The sequence below is a fragment of the Bacteriovorax sp. BSW11_IV genome (assembly GCF_000447755.1).
In the GTDB taxonomy this organism is placed as follows: Bacteria; Bdellovibrionota; Bacteriovoracia; order Bacteriovoracales; family Bacteriovoracaceae; genus BSW11-IV.
The window spans coordinates 34,705-53,732 of record NZ_AUNE01000050.1; the positions used below are offsets into that span (position 1 = coordinate 34,705).

24 protein-coding genes and 1 pseudogene are annotated in these 19,028 nt (G+C 35.0%); 16 read left to right on the plus strand and 9 right to left on the minus strand.

The genetic code is table 11. The features are described 5' to 3' along the window. The first annotated feature begins 168 nt into the window (after positions 1-168). The 9 genes from M899_RS13985 to M899_RS14025 all read left to right on the plus strand — a co-directional run bounded on the left by M899_RS13985 (position 169) and on the right by M899_RS14025 (position 6,226). Complete coding sequence (locus M899_RS13985) at positions 169-882, plus strand: DUF4145 domain-containing protein (protein ID WP_021272134.1); 714 nt, start codon at positions 169-171, stop codon at positions 880-882. 225 nt (positions 883-1,107) lie between these two features. Continuing rightward, positions 1,108-1,494, plus strand: a complete 387-nt coding sequence (locus tag M899_RS13990) for a hypothetical protein (protein ID WP_021272228.1) — start codon at positions 1,108-1,110, stop codon at positions 1,492-1,494. Positions 1,495-1,505: 11 nt separating this feature from the next. Further along, positions 1,506-1,970: a Panacea domain-containing protein gene (locus M899_RS13995; RefSeq protein ID WP_021272138.1), complete on the plus strand. Its 465-nt coding sequence runs from the start codon at positions 1,506-1,508 to the stop codon at positions 1,968-1,970. Positions 1,971-2,019: 49 nt separating this feature from the next. Further along, a complete protein-coding gene (locus tag M899_RS14000; protein ID WP_155897221.1) occupies positions 2,020-2,352 on the plus strand; it encodes a hypothetical protein in 333 nt (110 codons plus the stop codon). A gap of 285 nt (positions 2,353-2,637) precedes the next feature. Continuing rightward, entirely contained in the window at positions 2,638-3,477 is an 840-nt protein-coding gene (locus M899_RS14005) for a hypothetical protein (protein ID WP_021272216.1), read from the plus strand. Positions 3,478-3,699: 222 nt separating this feature from the next. Next, complete coding sequence (locus tag M899_RS14010; RefSeq protein WP_021272103.1) at positions 3,700-4,242, plus strand: GNAT family N-acetyltransferase; 543 nt, start codon at positions 3,700-3,702, stop codon at positions 4,240-4,242. A gap of 316 nt (positions 4,243-4,558) precedes the next feature. Continuing rightward, entirely contained in the window at positions 4,559-4,741 is a 183-nt protein-coding gene (locus tag M899_RS14015) for a hypothetical protein (RefSeq protein ID WP_021272189.1), read from the plus strand. 1 nt (position 4,742) lies between these two features. Further along, positions 4,743-5,174: an XRE family transcriptional regulator gene (locus tag M899_RS14020; RefSeq protein WP_021272250.1), complete on the plus strand. Its 432-nt coding sequence runs from the start codon at positions 4,743-4,745 to the stop codon at positions 5,172-5,174. Further along, positions 5,174-6,226, plus strand: coding sequence for a serine hydrolase domain-containing protein (locus tag M899_RS14025; RefSeq protein WP_021272136.1), 1,053 nt, complete (start codon positions 5,174-5,176; stop codon positions 6,224-6,226). The genes M899_RS14020 and M899_RS14025 overlap by 1 nt, the downstream gene beginning before the upstream one ends. Before the next feature lie 76 nt (positions 6,227-6,302). Here M899_RS14025 and M899_RS14030 read toward each other — a convergent pair whose 3' ends face one another. Then, positions 6,303-6,638: a hypothetical protein gene (locus tag M899_RS14030; protein ID WP_021272243.1), complete on the minus strand. Its 336-nt coding sequence runs from the start codon at positions 6,636-6,638 to the stop codon at positions 6,303-6,305. Positions 6,639-7,045: 407 nt separating this feature from the next. Between M899_RS14030 and M899_RS14035 the strand changes: the two genes are divergently transcribed. Continuing rightward, complete coding sequence (locus tag M899_RS14035) at positions 7,046-7,672, plus strand: hypothetical protein (RefSeq protein WP_155897223.1); 627 nt, start codon at positions 7,046-7,048, stop codon at positions 7,670-7,672. A 170-nt stretch (positions 7,673-7,842) separates the two neighbouring features. Here the strand turns inward: M899_RS14035 and M899_RS18800 are convergent. The 3 genes and pseudogenes from M899_RS18800 to M899_RS14045 form a co-directional block, all read right to left on the minus strand. Beyond that, positions 7,843-7,962, minus strand: a pseudogene (locus tag M899_RS18800) (DUF5522 domain-containing protein); the annotation flags it as partial. Positions 7,963-8,004: 42 nt separating this feature from the next. Then, positions 8,005-9,009, minus strand: a complete 1,005-nt coding sequence (locus tag M899_RS14040; protein ID WP_021272202.1) for a hypothetical protein — start codon at positions 9,007-9,009, stop codon at positions 8,005-8,007. 105 nt (positions 9,010-9,114) lie between these two features. After that, positions 9,115-9,780 carry an HNH endonuclease family protein gene (locus M899_RS14045; RefSeq protein ID WP_196801776.1) on the minus strand — a complete coding sequence of 222 codons (666 nt, stop codon included), beginning with the start codon at positions 9,778-9,780 and terminating at the stop codon, positions 9,115-9,117. Positions 9,781-9,985: 205 nt separating this feature from the next. Between M899_RS14045 and M899_RS14050 the strand changes: the two genes are divergently transcribed. Beyond that, positions 9,986-10,600 (plus strand): hypothetical protein, encoded by a 615-nt coding sequence (locus M899_RS14050; RefSeq protein WP_021272208.1) that lies wholly within the window; start codon positions 9,986-9,988, stop codon positions 10,598-10,600. Between the two features lie 61 nt (positions 10,601-10,661). Here M899_RS14050 and M899_RS14055 read toward each other — a convergent pair whose 3' ends face one another. Next, positions 10,662-11,159 (minus strand): hypothetical protein, encoded by a 498-nt coding sequence (locus M899_RS14055; RefSeq protein ID WP_021272102.1) that lies wholly within the window; start codon positions 11,157-11,159, stop codon positions 10,662-10,664. Between the two features lie 298 nt (positions 11,160-11,457). Here M899_RS14055 and M899_RS14060 point away from each other — a divergent pair, with 298 nt between their 5' ends. The 5 genes from M899_RS14060 to M899_RS14080 all read left to right on the plus strand — a co-directional run bounded on the left by M899_RS14060 (position 11,458) and on the right by M899_RS14080 (position 14,643). Further along, on the plus strand, positions 11,458-12,198 hold the full coding sequence (locus M899_RS14060) for a hypothetical protein (protein ID WP_021272126.1): 741 nt from the start codon (positions 11,458-11,460) through the stop codon (positions 12,196-12,198). After that, positions 12,179-12,622 (plus strand): hypothetical protein, encoded by a 444-nt coding sequence (locus M899_RS14065; protein ID WP_021272167.1) that lies wholly within the window; start codon positions 12,179-12,181, stop codon positions 12,620-12,622. The genes M899_RS14060 and M899_RS14065 overlap by 20 nt, the downstream gene beginning before the upstream one ends. Positions 12,623-12,803: 181 nt before the next feature. Then, entirely contained in the window at positions 12,804-13,175 is a 372-nt protein-coding gene (locus M899_RS14070) for a group I truncated hemoglobin (RefSeq protein WP_021272233.1), read from the plus strand. Between the two features lie 5 nt (positions 13,176-13,180). After that, the gene (locus M899_RS14075; protein ID WP_021272164.1) at positions 13,181-14,143 is read left to right on the plus strand and encodes a 2Fe-2S iron-sulfur cluster-binding protein; all 963 of its coding nucleotides are present in this window, start codon (positions 13,181-13,183) and stop codon (positions 14,141-14,143) included. Positions 14,144-14,247: 104 nt separating this feature from the next. Then, the gene (locus M899_RS14080; RefSeq protein ID WP_021272231.1) at positions 14,248-14,643 is read left to right on the plus strand and encodes an RrF2 family transcriptional regulator; all 396 of its coding nucleotides are present in this window, start codon (positions 14,248-14,250) and stop codon (positions 14,641-14,643) included. Positions 14,644-14,651: 8 nt separating this feature from the next. Here the strand turns inward: M899_RS14080 and M899_RS17955 are convergent, their stop codons facing one another. From M899_RS17955 to M899_RS14100, 4 genes are all read right to left on the minus strand, one after another. Then, on the minus strand, positions 14,652-16,838 hold the full coding sequence (locus M899_RS17955) for an ATP-binding protein (RefSeq protein WP_021272141.1): 2,187 nt from the start codon (positions 16,836-16,838) through the stop codon (positions 14,652-14,654). A 70-nt stretch (positions 16,839-16,908) separates the two neighbouring features. Next, positions 16,909-17,667 (minus strand): enoyl-CoA hydratase, encoded by a 759-nt coding sequence (locus tag M899_RS14090; protein ID WP_021272107.1) that lies wholly within the window; start codon positions 17,665-17,667, stop codon positions 16,909-16,911. 96 nt (positions 17,668-17,763) lie between these two features. Continuing rightward, positions 17,764-18,036, minus strand: a complete 273-nt coding sequence (locus M899_RS14095; protein ID WP_021272183.1) for a hypothetical protein — start codon at positions 18,034-18,036, stop codon at positions 17,764-17,766. Between the two features lie 92 nt (positions 18,037-18,128). Further along, positions 18,129-18,956 carry a glycosyltransferase family 2 protein gene (locus M899_RS14100; RefSeq protein WP_021272198.1) on the minus strand — a complete coding sequence of 276 codons (828 nt, stop codon included), beginning with the start codon at positions 18,954-18,956 and terminating at the stop codon, positions 18,129-18,131. Between the last annotated feature and the right edge of the window lie 72 nt (positions 18,957-19,028).

Consider the following 19,028-nt stretch of genomic DNA (forward strand, 5'->3'; position numbering starts at 1 on the left):
TTTATTTAAGTTCCATGAAATACTTATGTGAGTAGTGTGTTGAATTCAGCGCTTACGCAAAATTCTGTAGGAGCTTTTTTGTTTTTTTACAAAGTAAATTTTGTTTTCAGTGTTCAGTGCTGGGCGAAAATATTACTATGAATGAAGTAGATTTATAAGGATTTTTTTATGTCAAATACAGTTTTAAAAAATGTTCAGGCATATCATTCTAAGGGTAGTGCAATGACAATGTATTATTCAGATTCAATCGATCACTGCCCATATTGTAAGCATTCGATGTCACTAACACCTGATCATGCAACTTATACACTTCCGGCACATCCACAATATGATCGTAAAAATGCTTTGTTTTTGACGTATGTTTGTAGGAGGGATAATTGTCAGAAACCATTCATTGCAGTTTACAACTACCGTTATGATCCAAGTCAACATCGTCACAAATATACCCATCAACTTTCTTTTGTAATACCCTCATTACCTAAAAACATAGATTGGCCGCATGAAATAGATGAAATTTCACCTTCTTTTTCAGAAATTTATAATCAAGCAGTGGCATGCGAAAGTCATGGTTACAACCATGCTTCTGGGCCGACTTATAGAAAGTCGCTGGAATTTCTTATCAAAGATTTTGCTATAATTGAAAACCCTGGAAAAGAAATAGAAATTAGAGCGAAGTTGCTTGGGCAATGTATAAATGAATTTATTGATAATGAACCGACAAAACAATGTGCAAAAAGAGCCGCATGGTTGGGTAATGATGAAACCCACTATACTAGAAAGTGGGAAAACAAGGATATTTCAGACTTAAAGACTTTGATTCAACTGACGGTCAACCATATTCAAACCACGTTACTAACAAAAAAATACTTGGATGAAATGTAAATGAAAAGAAAATCACCAAATAAGCTCCAACACCTTTTTACGTAAGAAGTGCATTTCATTCAGCGCTTACGAAAAAAGGTGTTGGAACTTCTGTATTTGTTTTAATTGTTCGGTTGATTATAATAGAGGATTTGAGAATTGGGCGAAAAGATTTAGAAAACTTGATTAAAAGAATTTTTACAGCTTACGAAAAGCTAAGCGTGTATTAAATAGAGATCATTTTTTATGGATAAAGTGTTAAAACAGGAAGACAAGGAAAAGTTGATATTGCGTGCATTGGCCAAAGCTGGTGCGGCTACTGCGAATGAGCTAATTGATAGCTTTTTTAAAAAGGATGTAAGGAAAGGATATCATCATGCAGTATTGAGAGGGTGGCGATTTTATGTTCATTTGAATAAGCATTATTCAGTACTGGAGAAAAGAGGTTTAATTATTTGTAAAGGTTTAAAACTAGGACCTACAGGCAAGATGGAAAAGATTTGGGTCTTGAGCAATAAATCATTGAAAAAACATTTTCCTGACAAAGTTAAGAAAAATGATGTAAAATTGCGTATTAAAATGTCTATCAAAAAAATTAGAGATAATGCTAAAAAATCTAATAATAAAAAATAAGCTTGGTTTAAATGTATTCAGTTTTAGATATCGCAATTTACTTTTTAAATAGATCTATTGATGAAAAAAAATACTTAACTCCGATACAAGTTATGAAGCTTTGTTATTTTGCTCATGGATATAAACTAGCAATAGACAACCAACCACTTGTTGATGAGGTTGTCCAAGCTTGGAAGTACGGTCCTGTGTTCAAAGATCTTTATCAAGTATTAAAAATTTATGGAAATCGAAGAATTACAAAACTTCCTGATGTGTTGAGTTATGGCGAAGAGATTGATGCTGATGATTCTGAAATTTTAGATGCAGTTTATGAATCTCTATCAGATATGGATGGGATGGACATTTCTGATTTAACGCATGAGGAAGGCACTCCATGGAGTGTCGTTTGGGAGTCGGAAGGAAAGAATTCTCGTTATGCACTTATCGAGAATAGTTTGATCAAATCTTATTTCGAGAAGGTCCTTGGTGAGTCCTAGGAATAAGAAGAAACTAATTTCTTCTTCAATAAAAAAATTAAAAAACTCTATGAATTCTGAAAGATCTTCTCTATCGGAGGAAGAAGTTTTTAAGATTGAGTATGATTCAAAGATTGCTTTATTGCGGAGGGAAAATTTAAGAAATGATGAACTGGAGAGTGTTATTGCTCTTCGTAAGCTGTATGCAAATAGAATTATGTATTTTGCAATTGGTTGGTCAATTGCAACATTTATTTTAATTATTTTGAATGGACAGAATTATATTCATTTTAATTTGAATTCCTCTGTCTTGAATACAGTTATAACAATAAGTCTTGGTAATGTGTTTGCACTTGTCGTTGTTGTTGCCAAAGGTATTTTTCCAATTAACTCAAAAACATAGTTCTTATTGAATGAGATTAAGTTCCAACACCTTTTTACGTAAACAGCGCATTTTATCAGTGCATACGTAAAAGTCTGTTGAAACCTTAAGGTTAAAGGATAGGTGTTATTTTAAGTTGGGTTCAAGGGTCAGTATTAGGCTTTAACATCTTTTTACATAGGCAATGAGTTTGACTCATCATTTAGCTTGGAACCTCAGTCAGAGTTTAATTTCATGAACTAGGATATTAACTAATATAATCTAGATAACAATTTGTTCGCTAGAGCTTTGCACACTGGAGTTTTCTTGGCAATTTGGCAATATGAATTAAATGTAATTTCAAAAGCAGACTTCGAGTCTAATGAAGAGATGATTTCTTCAAGTGATGATTCGTTTCTAGGCTCAGTTAAGGGATGGAAGGCAGATGTCATTGAGACAGGTTCAGTAGATAAACTTTTGAAGAAAAAGAAACATTGGGGTGGTCCAGATACTCTTTATTGGGGAGATACTGAGAAGACTGACGTGTCACTGTATAGACAAGAAGGTCTTTGTCGTTATGCGAGCTTTCGAGTAGATATTAGAGAGTCGAATATAAAAGATCTTATAAATATGGTTATAAACTTTGCTAAGGATAACGATGGTGTCATTTTAAATACGGATTGCAAAGTTGTTGGGCCGAGTTTTGAGTCTGTATTAGAGGATTTTCAGAAATCTTCGTGTTGGAGATTTGCTTCTAATCCTGAAAAATACCTTGATAATTTAAAAGATGAAACGAGACCTTTTACAGCAAAATTTGAAAGAAAGAAGTTCTTAGTTCATTTATTAATTATTATTTTTGGAAGTTCGGTATATTTTACTTTTTTTAGAGAAGAAGATCACTTTAGGTTGTTCTTCATATCTTGTTTTATGATTATGACTATCGCTTGGATGAATTCTTATCTAATTCGCACAAAGAAAATGATTCTTGTTCGTCATGGATTTTCGATCTCATCATTTTGTTTGTGGTTGTTATATTTTTTATTACCCCAGTTTGCTCTATGGTATTTTTTCGATTTGCTTTCACGAGATGCGATATTTTTAATAGCTCTGCCTATGGCCTTTTACTCATCTTGTATTAAATTTAAAAATCCAATTAAGCACCAATAGCTTTTTGATTTTTCTTGTCATGTCTTTGTGATGGAAAAATTTTTAACCATTTCATAAAATTCCAGATTTTGTAAGGTAAGAAAATTGAAATCCCCATCATTATCCAAAAGGATAATTTACCGACAATTATTCTCATTATGAATTGTCTATGGAGCTCGTTTCTATTAAAATTGAGAATAGTTATTAAATAGGTACCTGAGCCTTCTTACATGGTGTTGAGTTATGAGAGTAAATACGGAAAGACTTATTTTAAATTCTTTTAGGATTGAAGAAGCTAAACTCGTTGCAAAAATGGCCGGAGACGTTAGAGTTGTCGAAATGACTGCTTCAATTCCTTATCCTTATGAGCCCCACATGGCAGTAGATTGGATAAAGGGCCATGATAAACAGAAAGAAGAGCATAATAATCATATTTTCGCTATTCGCTTAAAGGAATCTTTAGAGCTAATTGGTTGTATAAATATTGGCTTCAATGAGACGCATGATAGAGGCTATGTCGGCTACTGGGTAGGTTTTGATTTTTGGGGAAAAGGCTATTGCACCGAAGCCTTGAAAGAGATTATCAAATACGGATTTTCTTTTGAGAACGTTAATAAAATATGGGCAGAGCATAAAACGAAAAACATCCCTAGCGGCAAGGTTATGGAAAAAGCGGGCATGACTCACGAAGGTATTATGAGAAAGCATTATAAGCAAAATGCTGGTGAATATTTGGATATGTCTGTGAAGTCAATTCTTAGAAGTGAATTTGAGACCAAAGTATAATACTGGTTTTAACTTTTTTTGAATCAGATGCCATGACGCAAATCTCCTCAAGAGTTACTAGACTCTGTTAAGAAATCTTAAATTTCTAAAGTTCACATTTTCTTATAAAATAGTCTCTGAGATGAGTAAAGGATATGAATTACAAAATTTAGTAAGCGCTATTGTTAAGTGCTTAATATTTTGTGTGTGTATCGAAAAATTACAAAATTTTGTAATTTTGTGGTAGATGTCTGTCGATAGGAGTTATAATGGCTAAAAAGAAGCCAGATTATGAAAGAGGACTAATTTTAAAGTTAAGGATATTGAGGATTTCATCATGCTTCTTGACGGAGAAATGATAATTCCAGATGATTATAGTGGAAAACGATCTCTGTTCAGTGTGAAAATTGACTGTCCTGTAAAGGGGAAGTTTTTTGGAAAAGTATTTGTCATGATTTTTGATACACATTATGACAAAGAAGACGAGATCCATACGATTACATTATATTCAGGGTGGTAATATGAGTTATTCAAATGAAGACATTTTAAAAAGAATTTCAAATGCAAAGAAAAATAAAAGTAAATTAACTCATGTGACAAATAAAGCATCTTTATCAGTTGAAGATAAAGTGAAGATGGGACTATGTAAGCACTTTGTTCAATTTTCTCTTGAAAAGAAAATGTTAGCAAAAAACTTGAGTGACTTAACGGGGATTCCCACAAGTCGTATTTCTGAAATTACTAATTATAAGATTAATAAATTTACTGTAGATCAGTTGCTGAAGTATCTCACCGTACTTGGGAAGCATTCTGCTAAAATCAGACAGTACCTCACATTAATTGAGCAGATTGTCGAAGTTCCAACACTTAAAGTTAATGAAACTAAAAAATTATCTCGTGAGATAAAAAGTTTTGTTGAAGCTGGGGCTAATTCAACTTTTCAATACGTATAATGACAATAAATGACTTCGACAAAAAATTATCTGAAATAGTAAAAAAACACAAAATCCCTGCAATGTCTGTAATGATCATTGCAAATGATAAAGTCATCTTACACTCAGCAAAAGGTGTTAGACGAATAGATAAGAGTGATCCCATTACTTCTCAAGACTCATTTCATTTAGGTTCATGTGCTAAGGCATTTACGGCCACTCTCATATTAAAGATGATGGATGAAGGAAAGCTCGACATTGAGGATTCCATCACAACATATATACCTGAGCTTGAGGCGAATAAATTTTCTGATATTAAAATTAAGCATCTCTTATCGCACTCTGCTGGAATCGTTTATGGCCTCGACGAAAGCGTTAGAGAAAAAATGTATTCTGATGATCTAACTCCCGCGCAAGGCAGAATACTTATGGTGAAGTATTTAAATCAAGTAGAGAGAATTGCTCCCGCAGGCGAAGTCTATGAGTATAGTAACGTTGGGTACACTCTATTAGGTCATATTATTGAAAATGTTGAACAAAAACCTTTTGAAGACGCTATCACTGAAAAACTTTTCAAACCTTTTGGTATGACTTCTTGCTCGTTTGGACCAGCAGGAAAAGAAGGCAATTCTGCGACGGCATGGGGACATGATTTTGAAGACGGACAATACATTCCTAAAGACCCAAAAATTGTGTTCTCCGACAATCCAATGGCATATTCGCCAGCTGGTGTAATAAGCTGTACTCAAGAAGACTGGGCAAAGTTCATATTATTCATTATGGGATATGGTGAAAATCGCAATTATCTAAGACCTCACATTCGAAAACTTATATTTACAGAAAACCTTGACGACTATACTTACGGTGGCTGGGGGAAGAACTCTTGTAAATGGGCCGGCGCCTTTCTCGCACATTCTGGTTCAAATGGTTATAATTTCGCCTACGCCATGGTGGGACTTGATAAGAGTTATGGCATGCTCATTAATTCAAATTGCTGCGAAGACAGTGCTGCAAATGATATTGCACAAGATGTTGTTGATTTCTACTTAGATTATGAAAAAAGTAACAATTAAGTTCCAACATCTTTTTACGCAAAAGTCTGTTGGAACCTCTTTGATAAATAGATCAGTGACCTAGATCGAAATATTCCTACTGTTTAAGGACAGTTTCAACTGGCGCTGTTATCTGGCATTTTGCATCGTTTTGCATAATCCACTCAGTATCTCCATCAGCTTGATCAATACGGTAAAAGCTAGCACTGCATTTTGCAAAGGCATTCTCTTTTGTTCTGTATTGGTCCCAGTTTGTTGATAGTGGATCTAAAGTATAATTAGCGTCTAAGCTATTATATAAATCTACCGCAGCTTGACCTTTAATTAACATTGTTCCCGTTTCAATAACCCAATCAGCTTCTTTTACGCTGCTGTCTGAGGAAAAGACATTAAATGAGGCCGAAATGATTACTGCAAAAAACAAATGTTTCATAATTTTCTCCTAAACTTTGCATATTTTATTAATCAAGTTATTTCATAAGTCGTCTTCTTCTAAAATCATCTTGGTAAATCTTATAGCAAATAAATCTAAGCACCTTTTCTCTTAGTTTATGTAAAAAACAAAAACTAAGTTTCACTATTTCATACTTCAAGAATTCTTGATTTTTTTTAAGATGGATGAATACGCTCAGGCCTAATGAGATTCAGCTCAATCCAAATAAAAATTATGCTATGCTCATCTTAGATCATTCAAAAATTTTTTAATTATCATGTAATCCCTATAGGGATTAAGAACTTCATTTTTTCATGTCATTAATTTTTTGATAGGACGGAAGTAAATTTTAAGTTACTGGGCCTTAGATAATGCTGCAAACAATTATTCTTTTCCTTTTTCTATTCATGAATACTTCATATGCAAATGAAAATTATGAAGATAACCAAGATGATCTTCTTGGGATTACTGATAAGCTTTTTTCAAGTGGCGGTACTCGCGGCAGATGCAATAATTTTATTGATAAAGAAGGCAACTATGGAGAGTGGGGAGAGTTTGTCGTAGAGAGGTTGCAAGAAGAAGGAATAGATTCGCTTTTTTATCAAAATGATCTTCTTGCTATGACGAGTGTTTGTAAGCGATGGCCTGAGTTTAATCAGAATGAAAAAGAGCACTACTGGGTCTGGATTATTGCCTCAATGGCCTGGGATGAGTCTAAATGTGGAGAACACAGGTGGATGGATCACAATGGGCTCGTAGGGCTTTTACAGATGGAAAAAGATGTTGCTGATAGAAAGTGGCGTGGAGAAAATTGTCGTTTAGAAGACCTTCTTGATCACAGAAATAATATCCGATGCAGTTTTGATATATTGGCCGAACTTCTCAAAGGCAAGGATGGCCTCTATAAATCCAATGGCCTTCTATATCAAAATCCAAATTCTTATTGGGAAAAATTTAGACGAGTGGGGGGAGGGACTATTGGTGCGCGAATGAGAACCTACACTCCATGCGATACGATTGAATCAAATAACTAAATTTGACCTCATTAACGATAGGCCCTTTTACCGACATTTCAAATGGGCCGGTGATTGGATTCACAAATATTTAATCTCAAAAAGAGGCCGAAGTTTTATTAAGTAGGGTCAAATGTAGATGATTTTATTAAGTCATATTTAGCAAAATACTTGCTTTTAAAATTAATGTCCTAGCTTCTCTTTTTGTAGCCCCACGGGCAATGGCGACGGCCATCTTTACAGCATTTTCTCATGCGCTTTAGACGAACTTCAGTTGAAACAATTCCCCCTGTTACTGGGTCTCTATAATAATCTTCCCTGTGAGTGCCGTTTTAAATTACGATAAATGATCTTTATTCAATCTCATGAATGATTTTTTCAATTAATCTGATATTTCTTTGTGAACTTGTCAAAGTTAATCCCTCTAAGAGGATTTCATCTATTTCTTTAGCAATGGCCTTTATTAAACCCTCGGCAACAAGGCCTAGATGTTCTTTGTAGCTTGGATTATTCATATATCGGCTCCATAAGAATGATCTTACTGGGCCGTACATTCTGTGAACTGATTCTTCCTGCCAATTGTGTATAGGAAGATTTGAAGTAAAATCTCGCCCCTTTTTAGAACTACTATTTCCTGAGGCCCTATGAATTGCTTTGGGGTCATTTGTCCCAATCACTGCAATGAAGTCAGCAAAAAGTTCATCAAAGGGTGTTGTTATGCTTTTTAATTCAATAGCATTATATTCTTGCATAATAGGATTTAAAAGGGCACTGGACTCTTGAAGATTGTGATGAAATTTTGATTTTTTAATTCTACTATCCTCAACCCCAGATCTTCGTAGTCTTGAAATCTTTGTTCTAAGCTTATAGATTCTATCCCTGTGATAAACAAATTTATCCCTTATGTCATAGGCCTTTTTAAGCTCTGGGTGAGTGATATACTGGCCAATATTTACCGCAAATACTTCATGGCCATACTCATGAACACCAATGGCATGGGTGAAACTAGGATTAGTTTTAACGAGCTTACCCTGTTTGTTTACGACAGAGTAAAATTCTGCCGTTTTAATAACGCCCATCATATTGTTTGGGCCATTTCCATTTTGGGTGTGTTCAATAGCAGCTTCTAATTCTATTTGATATTCAGTTGGAACTTTTAGAGGGCCTAGATTCTCATTTACACGAAGAATTGATTTCTTGAGCAATAGTTCAAATTCTAGTGAGGCCCCGAAGTTCGCAATATTAATTTGCTTAGAAAAATTTTGTGAGATCTCGTCAAAACAATTGATCGCGTTTGCAGATGTACAAAGCGTGAGTTTTAACAGCGTGAATAGGACAAATCGTAAATGATAATTCATTGGCAACAGGATACTTGAATTTAAAAAAAATGCTTGGGGGATTGTAGAATCTATAGGTTTTGTATTGAATTTTGTGAGGATCTAAGTTTTTGAAATTATTTGTATTTATTTACATGATTCGAGTTTTTTATCAATGGAGGCCATGTTACGCGTTGGCGAGATTATCTGATATTTGTTCTCTATATATTTCCATTTTTTAAAATAGTCGCAGTGATATTCTGAATTTGGCGGGAGCCATTGATCTGGGCCTTGATAACCTTTGGCCCTATTAAGTTTATTCCATACAGGAATTAAATTTTCTGTATCATTGGCAAACGCTTCTCTTTTTTCAGTCGTCCATTTTTTTGCACCATTTTGAAATGCATATTTGAGTGGAATGATATGATCTATGTCGAGTTCTTTCGCATCTGTGAAAGTTTTTCCGGAATAGGGGTCAAACCATTTTCCAAATTGAACGACACATTTTTTTACTGTTTTAAAAGTGGGAGGTATTAAGCTTTTTGCAATAAGCACTTCATGTCGTGTATTTTGGCAGTCTTTATCTTCATCTATCCAATGTTTGAAGAGCTTTCGTGAATATTGAGCTTCTGTTGAAACTGGACACTTGTTACAGCCTTTGTTCTCACAGCGCTTCGATAGTGATGAGCCATCTCTACACATTGTGATGTTATCTTGGCAAATAACTCCACCATGGCCTGAGCAACAACCACGGCAATCTGCTAATGAAATACAGGAGTATAAGAATAGAATAAATATGATTATTTTCTTCATTGATTTCTTATCGGTATTTTTTCTTAGAAGCATACATTAAGAAAAAGTAATGTTGACTTAATCTCTCCGTAGTTTGGAAAGATTCAATTAATAAAAACTTAAGTATTGAAAAATTATTGTAGCCCTTAGAATTGGGGAGATTCATTTCAGCAGGAATAAATGCAGCTACAATTTCGTACTGCTCTCAATATATTATGGAGGATATATGGGAAAATTATTGTCACTCGTTTTGATTTCAACTTTCTTTGCATCATGTGGACTACTTGGTCCAAGGCCAAATGTTGTCTATCATAGACCAGATATTACAACACCTGTTAATAAAGTAATCATTTTCCCAACAACAGACTTTAATGGTGTTGTCAGTGAGGGAGCAAAGAGCGTAAATATGTCTCTTGTTTCAAGTTGGGGAAGTCTATACGGCAAGGATAAGGTTATTCCAGCAGGGCCTGTGATTGAAAAGATCACACAGAACTTAGGTAAAGATGCTTATATGAAAATTGTTAAGTCGTTAGACAATACAAGTGCAGTAGAGCAGTTGCATAAGAATCCACAAATCAGAGATTTTATTTCACAAGTAACGAATAAGCTAGGCAATCACAATTTTGCATTGGCCCTCATCTCTGGTGGAGAAAAAGAATACGATGCAAAGCAACCGGTTTTTTTAAATGTAGGTATGTTTGATACTGAAAGCTTAACTTGGAAGTGGATTACAAAAATTGAAGGTCAAAAAGGTATGATGGGCAATTGGACGGCGACGTCTGGAACAATGGTCTCTAATAGTTTTGATAAAATTGAAGAACTTGAAAAAATCAAAAAATAATTAAGTGAACTAGGTGCTATCATCCAAATGTAAATTTGAATAATAGCACTTAGTGTTTTTATTACTTTGTCGAAATAGTGATTGTGTGGTTGTTTCTGTATCTTGAAACCATAACGTCTACTAATTCTTTTGCAAGAGCTTTTCTTGCACTTCTATTTCCAGACTTTAGCGTCGCGATGTCTTCGTCACTTAGTTGTGAAAGTTCGATATTAAAGCTTACGAAGAAAGTTTGCTTTCCATTAGTTACTTCACCATCACGATCAGCAACACCAAAAGGTTTGTAGCTAAATAGTACTGTCGCAACTTTTACAGTTTTAACTTCTGATGTAGAGCAAAGACCTGGTTGCTCTCTATCTCTAACTGGACCTGAATGACCACATGGTCTAACGATAGTTGTCTTAGAAACTACAGCATTTTGAATTTTAAAATCAAAGTAGTTCAAGTTCACTGATGAAGAAGACTCAACAGTTTTAGCTGTTTGATAAACATCGTAGTTAACAGTTTTAGCGTTTGCCAATGAAGCTACAGTAATTGCAAGTGCGATAAAAATCTTTTTCATTTCGATCTCCTTAATAAGGGTGTTGGTTAATTTTCAATGAATATGGCCAAGCAAAGACGACTTTTAAAGAAATGCGATTTAATCGAAATATTTTGAAAGACAAATGTCCCCATTTTCTCTGAAATAGGGGCCTTCTTGGACATATCTTGGCCTTTGTCTTTGCTGAACAGATTCTTCAGGAAATAGTTACAGGTAATATTGCTCAAAATAATATTCAGTGAGAAATATCAAAAATATGGATAATGATATTTTAAGCACATGCAAAAACAGGGACTTAAAGGACCAGGTCGAAAGCGACTTGAATAATTATCTATCCAATTTCAAGGATTATGCTCTCGGACAGAAGAACTTATCGAGAAGAAGTGATGTCCATTTAAAGACAATTCAGCGCCTTTGTCGCAAAGAAAATACCCCAGGGCATATCACTTTGATCAAGCTCTATAGAGTCATATATGGGGAGACCCATCCAGAAAAATTATTATCACTGGTTCCAAGAGTTGTACGAGAAGTTCTTTTAAAGAATAAGGCGACAATTTTGCCTGATGATATCAATTACTCTGCAGAGATTAAAAGGGAAGTTCTTACTGACAAAGTCTTTTCTGAAATCTACTTTCTTATTGATGCCGGAAATATTTCAAAAGACTATATTGTCTACAAATTTGGAGAGCATGGTCTTCATACTCTTGAGCGCATGTATAAGCTAAATGCGATTAAGTATGAAAGCAATGGACAGATCTCTCTTGGAAAAGAAAGATTGCACTTTGATACTGAAGTTATCAAGAGTGCAGGAGTGCTTCTTTCTAAAAAATATTCTAAGCCAGTGAACTCAGAAGTTAATGGTGAGAACTTCCTAGCTCTTTATGTTGATTGTCTACCAGACAGTGTTTATCAAGAATGGCTTAGAATAGATAAAGAGGCCTTTATTAAAAAAGCGGAACTAGCAAAAAAATATAGAGATCCCGTTAATGGGAAAAGAGTTTTCACTTATATGACGACTGATACTCTTACAAGGAAGAACAATGAAGACACTTATAATTAATCTTCTGCTAATTTTTAGTGCCACAGCAATCGCTGGAGGGGACTTTGGTGGTGGACCTAAAATTATAGAACTTAGCAGACAAGATTTTTCTGTTAAACCTCTAGACTTAGAACTTTCAGAAGATCAGAAAAATATCAATCTGATCGTGGTTTATAAGAAGGTGGATAAAGAATTTAATCCGTTTCATTCTGAGGAAGAAACGAAGAAGTTACAAATTGGAAAGTATACGACAATCAAAATCCCTTATGACAAAACTCTTTTTAGTGATGAGGTTGTGGAGAGGTTAGAAGATAGAAAGAAGTTCTTCTTATTTAGAAAAAAGGAAAAGAAGCTTGCTCAAGACAATTTTATGATTGAGGAAGTCACAGATCAACTAAATAGAAATCCTCAAAAAAGATACTACGAAATTATCAAAAAGCATTAAAGACACAATATAAGATCACTGTAAAACAAAGTGTTTACAGTGGTCTTATCTCAGTTATTTCTGAAAAAATCTCTGAAATTTCATCTCATTTAAATTTGCCCCACTTATTGTGGTCAAAAGCTTGTTGCTTTCATTTTATAATTAATATATATAAAATATATTAATTAAGAAAGGAGATTATATGAGCACACTATTTGAACAATTAGGTGGTGAAGGCGCTGTTGATGCTGCGGTGGATATTTTTTATCGCAAAGTGCTACAAGACGATCGCATTAAAGACTTTTTCACAGACGTGGACATGGATGAACAGATCAATAAGCAAAAGGCCTTTTTGACCTTTGCCTTTGGTGGCCCAAATAAATATTCAGGTCTAAATATGAAAGATGCCCATGCCAGACTTGTCGATAAGGGAATGAATGATTCTCACGTAGATGTTGTTATTGAACTACTCGGTGGAACTTTAAAAGAATTGGGTGTTGGTGATAACTTGATTGGTGAAGTTGCTGCCATTGCAGAAAGTGTAAGAGGACAAGTTTTAGGCAAAGAAGGATAGACCAAATGGGGACTATTACTTTTGAAGGCAAAGAATTTGTTTCGAAAGAAGGAGAGACGGTCTTAGACTGTCTCTTACGTCTTGGTGTTTCTGTTACGAATTCTTGTAAAAGTGGAGTTTGCCATTCCTGCATTCTTAAAACAACGTCAGAAATTGAAGGAAAATCACAAAAAGGATTGAGTGATTCAAAAAAGAAAGCGGGTTTATTTCTATCATGTCAGCAGCAGGTTGCTGATAGGATGGAGGTCTTTTCACCAGATGCCAATACTCTATTCATCGATGCAATTATTGTCGATCAGAAAAGAGTTTCGGATTCAGTTGTGGTGGTAAAAGTTCGACCTCTACAGGATTTCTCTTTTACGGCCGGGCAATTTATAAATATCGTTAGAGGTGATGGTCATTGCCGTTCATATTCAATCGCTGGCCGTACAGGTGATTCAGAGCTTGAGCTTCATATTAGAAAAGTGCCCAATGGTATACTGTCAAATTGGTTTTATGATGAACAATTAATCAATGAAAAAATCAAAATATCTGAGGCCAATGGTGAATGTAGTCTCACAACTGAGATGAAAGGGAAAAATCTTTTACTAATAGGAGTTGGGACTGGTCTTGCTCCACTTTATGGTGTTGTTCAAGATGCGCTTGAATCGAGTATCGTTGAAAAAATCAATCTCATTCATGGCAGTTTTACATTTGATGGCCTTTACTATTGTGAGCGCCTAAAAGAATTAGAACAAAAGAATCATTCGTTTGATTACTATCCTCTTTTTTTAAAAGGTGATGAGAGAGAAGGATTTATCAAGGGGGATATCGTTGAATTTGTTAAAAAATTTAACTTTGAAGCTTCAAATACGATTGTCATGATCTGTGGTGATCCTGTTATTGTAAAGAGCTTGAAGCAAACGATTTTTCTTGCAGGTGTTCCTTCAAGGTCTATTTTGAGTGACCCGTTTGTCTCAAAATATTAAGCGCAGTGAAGATTCTACTTATCTTAATCTATAATGGGGGTAGATCTTCACATGTTTAACCAGTTGTGTTATAAATTATTTGAAAAACAATTATTGGATTTTGAATGAAATTAACATCGAAGACAGATTACGCCCTTAGAGTTTTGATTTTTTTACAGAATAAGGACAAGGCAACGATTAAAGAAATTGCTGAGTTTTATGATATTAAAAAAAATCACCTTAGTGTTGTGGTGAATAGATTATCTGAACTTAATTATGTTCACTCTTCAACTGGTCCCACAGGCGGAGTTTCCCTTAATCCTCACACCCTCCAAAAAAGTGTTGGTGAAATCGTTTTAAATTTTGAAGAGTTTGAACTCGTAGAATGCTTTAATAGTGAATCTAATAAGTGTTTGTTGAGTCCATCATGTAAATTGAAGTCAATTTTAAAGAAGGCCAATCGTCAGTTTATAGATGAACTTAAAAAATATAAGCTTCAAGATATTGCACAAAAATTTTAATTCAATTTTTACGCTTCGAGATACTTTCTTATGGCCGTAATCAATTTCTTTTTGTTTATTGGCTTCGTGATAAAGTCATTTGCCCCAGCTTTAATTCCTTGTTCGTGCTCTTCAGGTAAGGCGTGAGCACTCATAATTACAATAGGAGTTGTCACCCCATCTTCACGCAAAGTTTTCAGAGCGCTAATTCCATCTAACTCGGGCATTTGAATATCTGTAAGAATTAAGTCGTAGCTTTTTTCTTTGAATTTTTCTAAGAGTTCGATTCCATTTTTTGCATAGTCGATTTCAAGTTGATGGTCTTTTAAATAGTGATCAATAAGAAATCTCGCATCTTCATCATCTTCTGCCGCAAGGATTTTTTTACCAGTTAATAAGTTATCAAGACTTATCTTTGCTTCAGTTGTTGAGCGTGTCTCTACACTTTTGACTTTTGCATCTTCAAAAGGAATGTTGAGTGTAAATGTCGTTCCTTCACCTTTTTTTGAATTGATCTCAATTTTTCCACCCATCATCTCAACAATATTGTAGACAATAGAGAGTCCTAGACCAACTCCTCCTTGGTTTCGGCGATAGGTTTCATTCTCCTGGCTAAAAGGATTGAATATATGAGAAATAAATTTTTCATCGATTCCTATTCCGCTATCTTTTACTGTGAAGGTCACAAGGTTTTGACCACGCTCATCCTTAGTTGATTCACAGGTAAGAATGATAAAGCCTTCATTTGTGAATTTGTATGCGTTATTTAAAAGATTTATGAGAATCTGTCTTAGTCTGAGTGGGTCGCCATATAAGTTTAACTCTTCACCTATCATAGAGCATTCAAACTTAACATTTGATTTAGTAAATTTTGTCATCATGATGTTCGTCACATCTGAGATTAGTTCTTTAAGTTTGAAATTATCTTTTTTCAATTGAATCTTACTTATCTCATGGCTAGAGACATGTAATATATCTTCGAGGATTTTTAAAAGATGCTTACCACTTTTTTCCATTCTTTCAATGTACTCAAGTCTTGTGTACTCGCGAGATTCATTTTTAATTAAGTTAGCATATCCTAAAATCGCATTCATGGGAGTGCGGATTTCGTGACTCATATTGGCCAAGAAGATCGTTTTAGAATCTGTGGCAACATTTGCTTTAATGAGGGCATTTTGCAGTTCTGATCTTGTCTTTAGCAGTTCATTGTTTTGTCGCTCATTGTGCCAAAGAAAGAAAAACAGAACTATCGTAAAGATAAAGAGGGCGACAGGAAAGAAATACTGCGGAATATCCACATAACTAGCAAGAAATAAATCTGTCGCAAATACTTCAAGCTTCCATTTTTGACCGTAGACATCAATGATTTTGATCTCACTTAGATTGTCATCTTTATGTAATATTTTTTTTGTTATGCGCTCGTCAGTCGCAAGATCAGTAATTTCTATTTCCAATTGATTTCTTTTAATTTCTTTTCTGAGTTGAGATAAGAAATCATCGAGATAAATGACTGAGGCAAGATAGCCTCTTAATAATTCTTTTCTTTGCTCAAGAGTTTTGGGAATAACTCCCAATTTATACACGGGAAGGGTGATCGCAAAACCAGGGGCGGAGTTTTCAGTGGTGTTAGAGTGCATAACTGGAAATGTATTAGAGGCCATAGGTGCACCAGCATCCCTTGACTCGAACTTTGATTGCATTCGCTCTGGTGACCAGGCGAGATCGAGACCTATGGAGAGCTTGTGTCCTCTAGTCGTTATCCCGTAAAGAACTGGATAGTGCTCGGGCCTTTTTTTTGCATCAATTAATTTTCCATTTTTATCAGGTTCAACAAGTCTAAAATCTTTAACACCCTTAGAAATGACATCCTTGATAAAGGCCTGTCTCTCAGAGGCCAAAACTCTTGGTTGCCATTCAACCATTAGGATAGAATCTTTTCTTGTGCTTAAATTTCTAGTGAATTGATCAAATTGTGATGCATTTAAATCGGGGAATGTAATTAATAGGTTTGAAAGAGAGTAAAGGACTTCAGTTGATACACTTAACTCAGAATTTATTTGTGCGGCCGATTGTTCGAGTTGTTTTCGAATCCCTGCTCTGGCATTTAAATTTTGCTTTTCATTTGTAAGTTTAAAAAACCAGGCAGAGAGAAATAGGCCAACGATTAAGAAGACAAATTTTATGAATGCATTTTTAGTGTGAGATTTTTCTGCCATGTATATTCAGTAAAATTAATTATTCGCTTATGATACACCAACATTTACTGAACATGAACATTATCTTACCTTAAGAAAACCTTGGTTTTCTTTTCTCACCAAAGGCCGCCACGGCCTCTTTAAGCGCCTCTCCCTTGAGCAAAGAGGCGAATGCTTCACACTCTTCATCTATGGCCTTTTTCATCTCGCCAATAAGTGGCGATTTTATAAGTCTTTTTGTTTCCATCAAAGAAACAAGTGGCTTTTCCAGAAGGCGATTGGCCTGGGCCAAGGCGTGGGCATTTACATCTTCTGATTTTACAATCTCATTAATTATTCCAAGACTCATGGCCTCTTGTGCACAGAACATATCGCCGAACATAAGAAGTTTGGCCGCTTGTTGGTGACTTATAAGTCGAGGTAGTAAAAAGCTTGAGGCCGCTTCTGGACATAGTCCTAAATTTACGAATGGAAGCATAAATTTTGCTGTGTCACTGGCATAAACTAGATCACAATGAAATAGCAGTGTTGTACCAATTCCAATTGCAACTCCTGAAACAGCTGCAATAAGAGGTTTTGGAAATTCAATTAACGCCAACATAAAATCCCAGGCGGGCGCAGAAGTTGAATCCGCTGCATTTTTTAGAAAATCAGCAAGATCATTTCCTGCAGTGAAGACCTCTTCTTGACCTTGGATGATGGCCACTTTTATTTTTGGATCCGTGGCCCCTTGGCGCAAAGCTTTGGCAAGAGTGGCATACATATCTGATGTAATGGAATTTTTCTTTGCGGGACGATTGAATGTTAAAGTTAAAATACCATTATCAATTTGTTCTAATATATCACTCATAAACGATCCTTTTTTTTAATACTTAGATTATCATTATGAGAAGTGATGTCGTCAAATGAAGAATGGGGCCCAAATTCTTGGGTCCCAATCATTATCTTAATCGTGGCAGCGAACTTTTCCACGTACACACATAAATCTTATGTTTATACCTGGCGTCCATTTAGAGTAGATCGTCGTCCAGCTCGAGTAGCCTGCATTGGCACATTTTCTATCAGCATTGGCCCTATAATCTTCTACGGCCGATCTTTTGTGTTCGTATTCAGAAGCAAAGAGATAATCTGTACAACCTCCAACGCTTTTGACAACTCTGTCATTGGCAAAACTTGATAGAGAGGCAAGTGTTAGAACTGTGATCAATAGTGTTTTCATTTTGTTCTCCTTTTTTTTGGAGACAATAAGGAATAATCAGTTTTATTCCAATGAACATTTATGAACATCTTTATAGATTGGGAAATATTCCTTTATTTCGGCCCATTTAAAAGGCTCAGAAGTTCATTATATCTTTGTATTTGATTATGTTTTTGAAGCCCTTTAAGCAAGATAGAGGATTTCTTTTCAATTTCATCTTCAATGAGCTTTCTTTTAACTTCATCATCTGTGTGTTTTTCATTTAAAATATTTATCAGAGACTTAACACGCCAGTAGTCCATGGCATCATACATTGTTGAAAGTTGATCTTCATGACCACCATACTTATTAATGAGGTAGTCTGAAATAAAGCCGACTTCTTCTTTGAGTAGAATTTTTAGCCACAGATCATAGTCTTCACAGATCGTCATTTCTTCGTTGAAAAAGTTAAATTGACTTCCCAATTCTCTTTTCATTAAAACGGTAGAAGGCGATATAAGGCAAGTGGCAAGCGATCTCTCTAAAATTCGATCATTGCTTTTATCGAATTTTTTTGGAGCGTTCACTCTCATACCATTTCTAATCCAGTTCTCGTTACTATGAATAAAGTTGATCTTGGGATTTAATAAGTGAAATTGATTTTGTTTTTCTAATTTATGAGAGAGCCACTCATCGTCTGAATCTAAAAATGCGATCCATTCGCTCGATGAATGCTCAATGCCGTAATTTCGTGCTGCGCTTACACCTTTGTTTTTTTGGAAGAGGTAATGAATATTCTTTTTTTCTAAATAAGGTTTAACGATATCTTTCGTGTCATCAGTGGAACCATCATCAACAATAATCAAATTATAGTCTTTATACGTCTGGCCAAGAACAGATTCGATGGCCCTAATAATTGTTCTAGAGCGGTTGTATGTGGGGATAATGATATCTATAAACATTTTCAAATTATAGCTTAAATCTTGCGATAAGACCATCTCTTCGCGATTTACTAATAAGGTCCAGTTTGTTAT

What these genes read in the sequence shown, in the direction of transcription:
- M899_RS13985 (WP_021272134.1), top strand. Translation starts at nt 169, where the DNA reads ATGTCAAATACAGTTTTAAAAAATGTTCAGGCATATCATTCTAAGGGT.
- M899_RS13990 (WP_021272228.1), top strand. Translation starts at nt 1,108, where the DNA reads ATGGATAAAGTGTTAAAACAGGAAGACAAGGAAAAGTTGATATTGCGT.
- M899_RS13995 (WP_021272138.1), top strand. Translation starts at nt 1,506, where the DNA reads ATGTATTCAGTTTTAGATATCGCAATTTACTTTTTAAATAGATCTATT.
- M899_RS14000 (WP_155897221.1), top strand. Translation starts at nt 2,020, where the DNA reads ATGAATTCTGAAAGATCTTCTCTATCGGAGGAAGAAGTTTTTAAGATT.
- M899_RS14010 (WP_021272103.1), top strand. Translation starts at nt 3,700, where the DNA reads ATGAGAGTAAATACGGAAAGACTTATTTTAAATTCTTTTAGGATTGAA.
- M899_RS14015 (WP_021272189.1), top strand. Translation starts at nt 4,559, where the DNA reads ATGCTTCTTGACGGAGAAATGATAATTCCAGATGATTATAGTGGAAAA.
- M899_RS14020 (WP_021272250.1), top strand. Translation starts at nt 4,743, where the DNA reads ATGAGTTATTCAAATGAAGACATTTTAAAAAGAATTTCAAATGCAAAG.
- M899_RS14025 (WP_021272136.1), top strand. Translation starts at nt 5,174, where the DNA reads ATGACAATAAATGACTTCGACAAAAAATTATCTGAAATAGTAAAAAAA.
- M899_RS14030 (WP_021272243.1), bottom strand. Translation starts at nt 6,638, where the DNA reads ATGAAACATTTGTTTTTTGCAGTAATCATTTCGGCCTCATTTAATGTC.
- M899_RS14035 (WP_155897223.1), top strand. Translation starts at nt 7,046, where the DNA reads ATGAATACTTCATATGCAAATGAAAATTATGAAGATAACCAAGATGAT.
- M899_RS14040 (WP_021272202.1), bottom strand. Translation starts at nt 9,009, where the DNA reads ATGAATTATCATTTACGATTTGTCCTATTCACGCTGTTAAAACTCACG.
- M899_RS14045 (WP_196801776.1), bottom strand. Translation starts at nt 9,780, where the DNA reads ATGAAGAAAATAATCATATTTATTCTATTCTTATACTCCTGTATTTCA.
- M899_RS14050 (WP_021272208.1), top strand. Translation starts at nt 9,986, where the DNA reads ATGGGAAAATTATTGTCACTCGTTTTGATTTCAACTTTCTTTGCATCA.
- M899_RS14055 (WP_021272102.1), bottom strand. Translation starts at nt 11,159, where the DNA reads ATGAAAAAGATTTTTATCGCACTTGCAATTACTGTAGCTTCATTGGCA.
- M899_RS14065 (WP_021272167.1), top strand. Translation starts at nt 12,179, where the DNA reads ATGAAGACACTTATAATTAATCTTCTGCTAATTTTTAGTGCCACAGCA.
- M899_RS14070 (WP_021272233.1), top strand. Translation starts at nt 12,804, where the DNA reads ATGAGCACACTATTTGAACAATTAGGTGGTGAAGGCGCTGTTGATGCT.
- M899_RS14075 (WP_021272164.1), top strand. Translation starts at nt 13,181, where the DNA reads ATGGGGACTATTACTTTTGAAGGCAAAGAATTTGTTTCGAAAGAAGGA.
- M899_RS14080 (WP_021272231.1), top strand. Translation starts at nt 14,248, where the DNA reads ATGAAATTAACATCGAAGACAGATTACGCCCTTAGAGTTTTGATTTTT.
- M899_RS17955 (WP_021272141.1), bottom strand. Translation starts at nt 16,838, where the DNA reads ATGGCAGAAAAATCTCACACTAAAAATGCATTCATAAAATTTGTCTTC.
- M899_RS14090 (WP_021272107.1), bottom strand. Translation starts at nt 17,667, where the DNA reads ATGAGTGATATATTAGAACAAATTGATAATGGTATTTTAACTTTAACA.
- M899_RS14095 (WP_021272183.1), bottom strand. Translation starts at nt 18,036, where the DNA reads ATGAAAACACTATTGATCACAGTTCTAACACTTGCCTCTCTATCAAGT.
- M899_RS14100 (WP_021272198.1), bottom strand. Translation starts at nt 18,956, where the DNA reads ATGTTTATAGATATCATTATCCCCACATACAACCGCTCTAGAACAATT.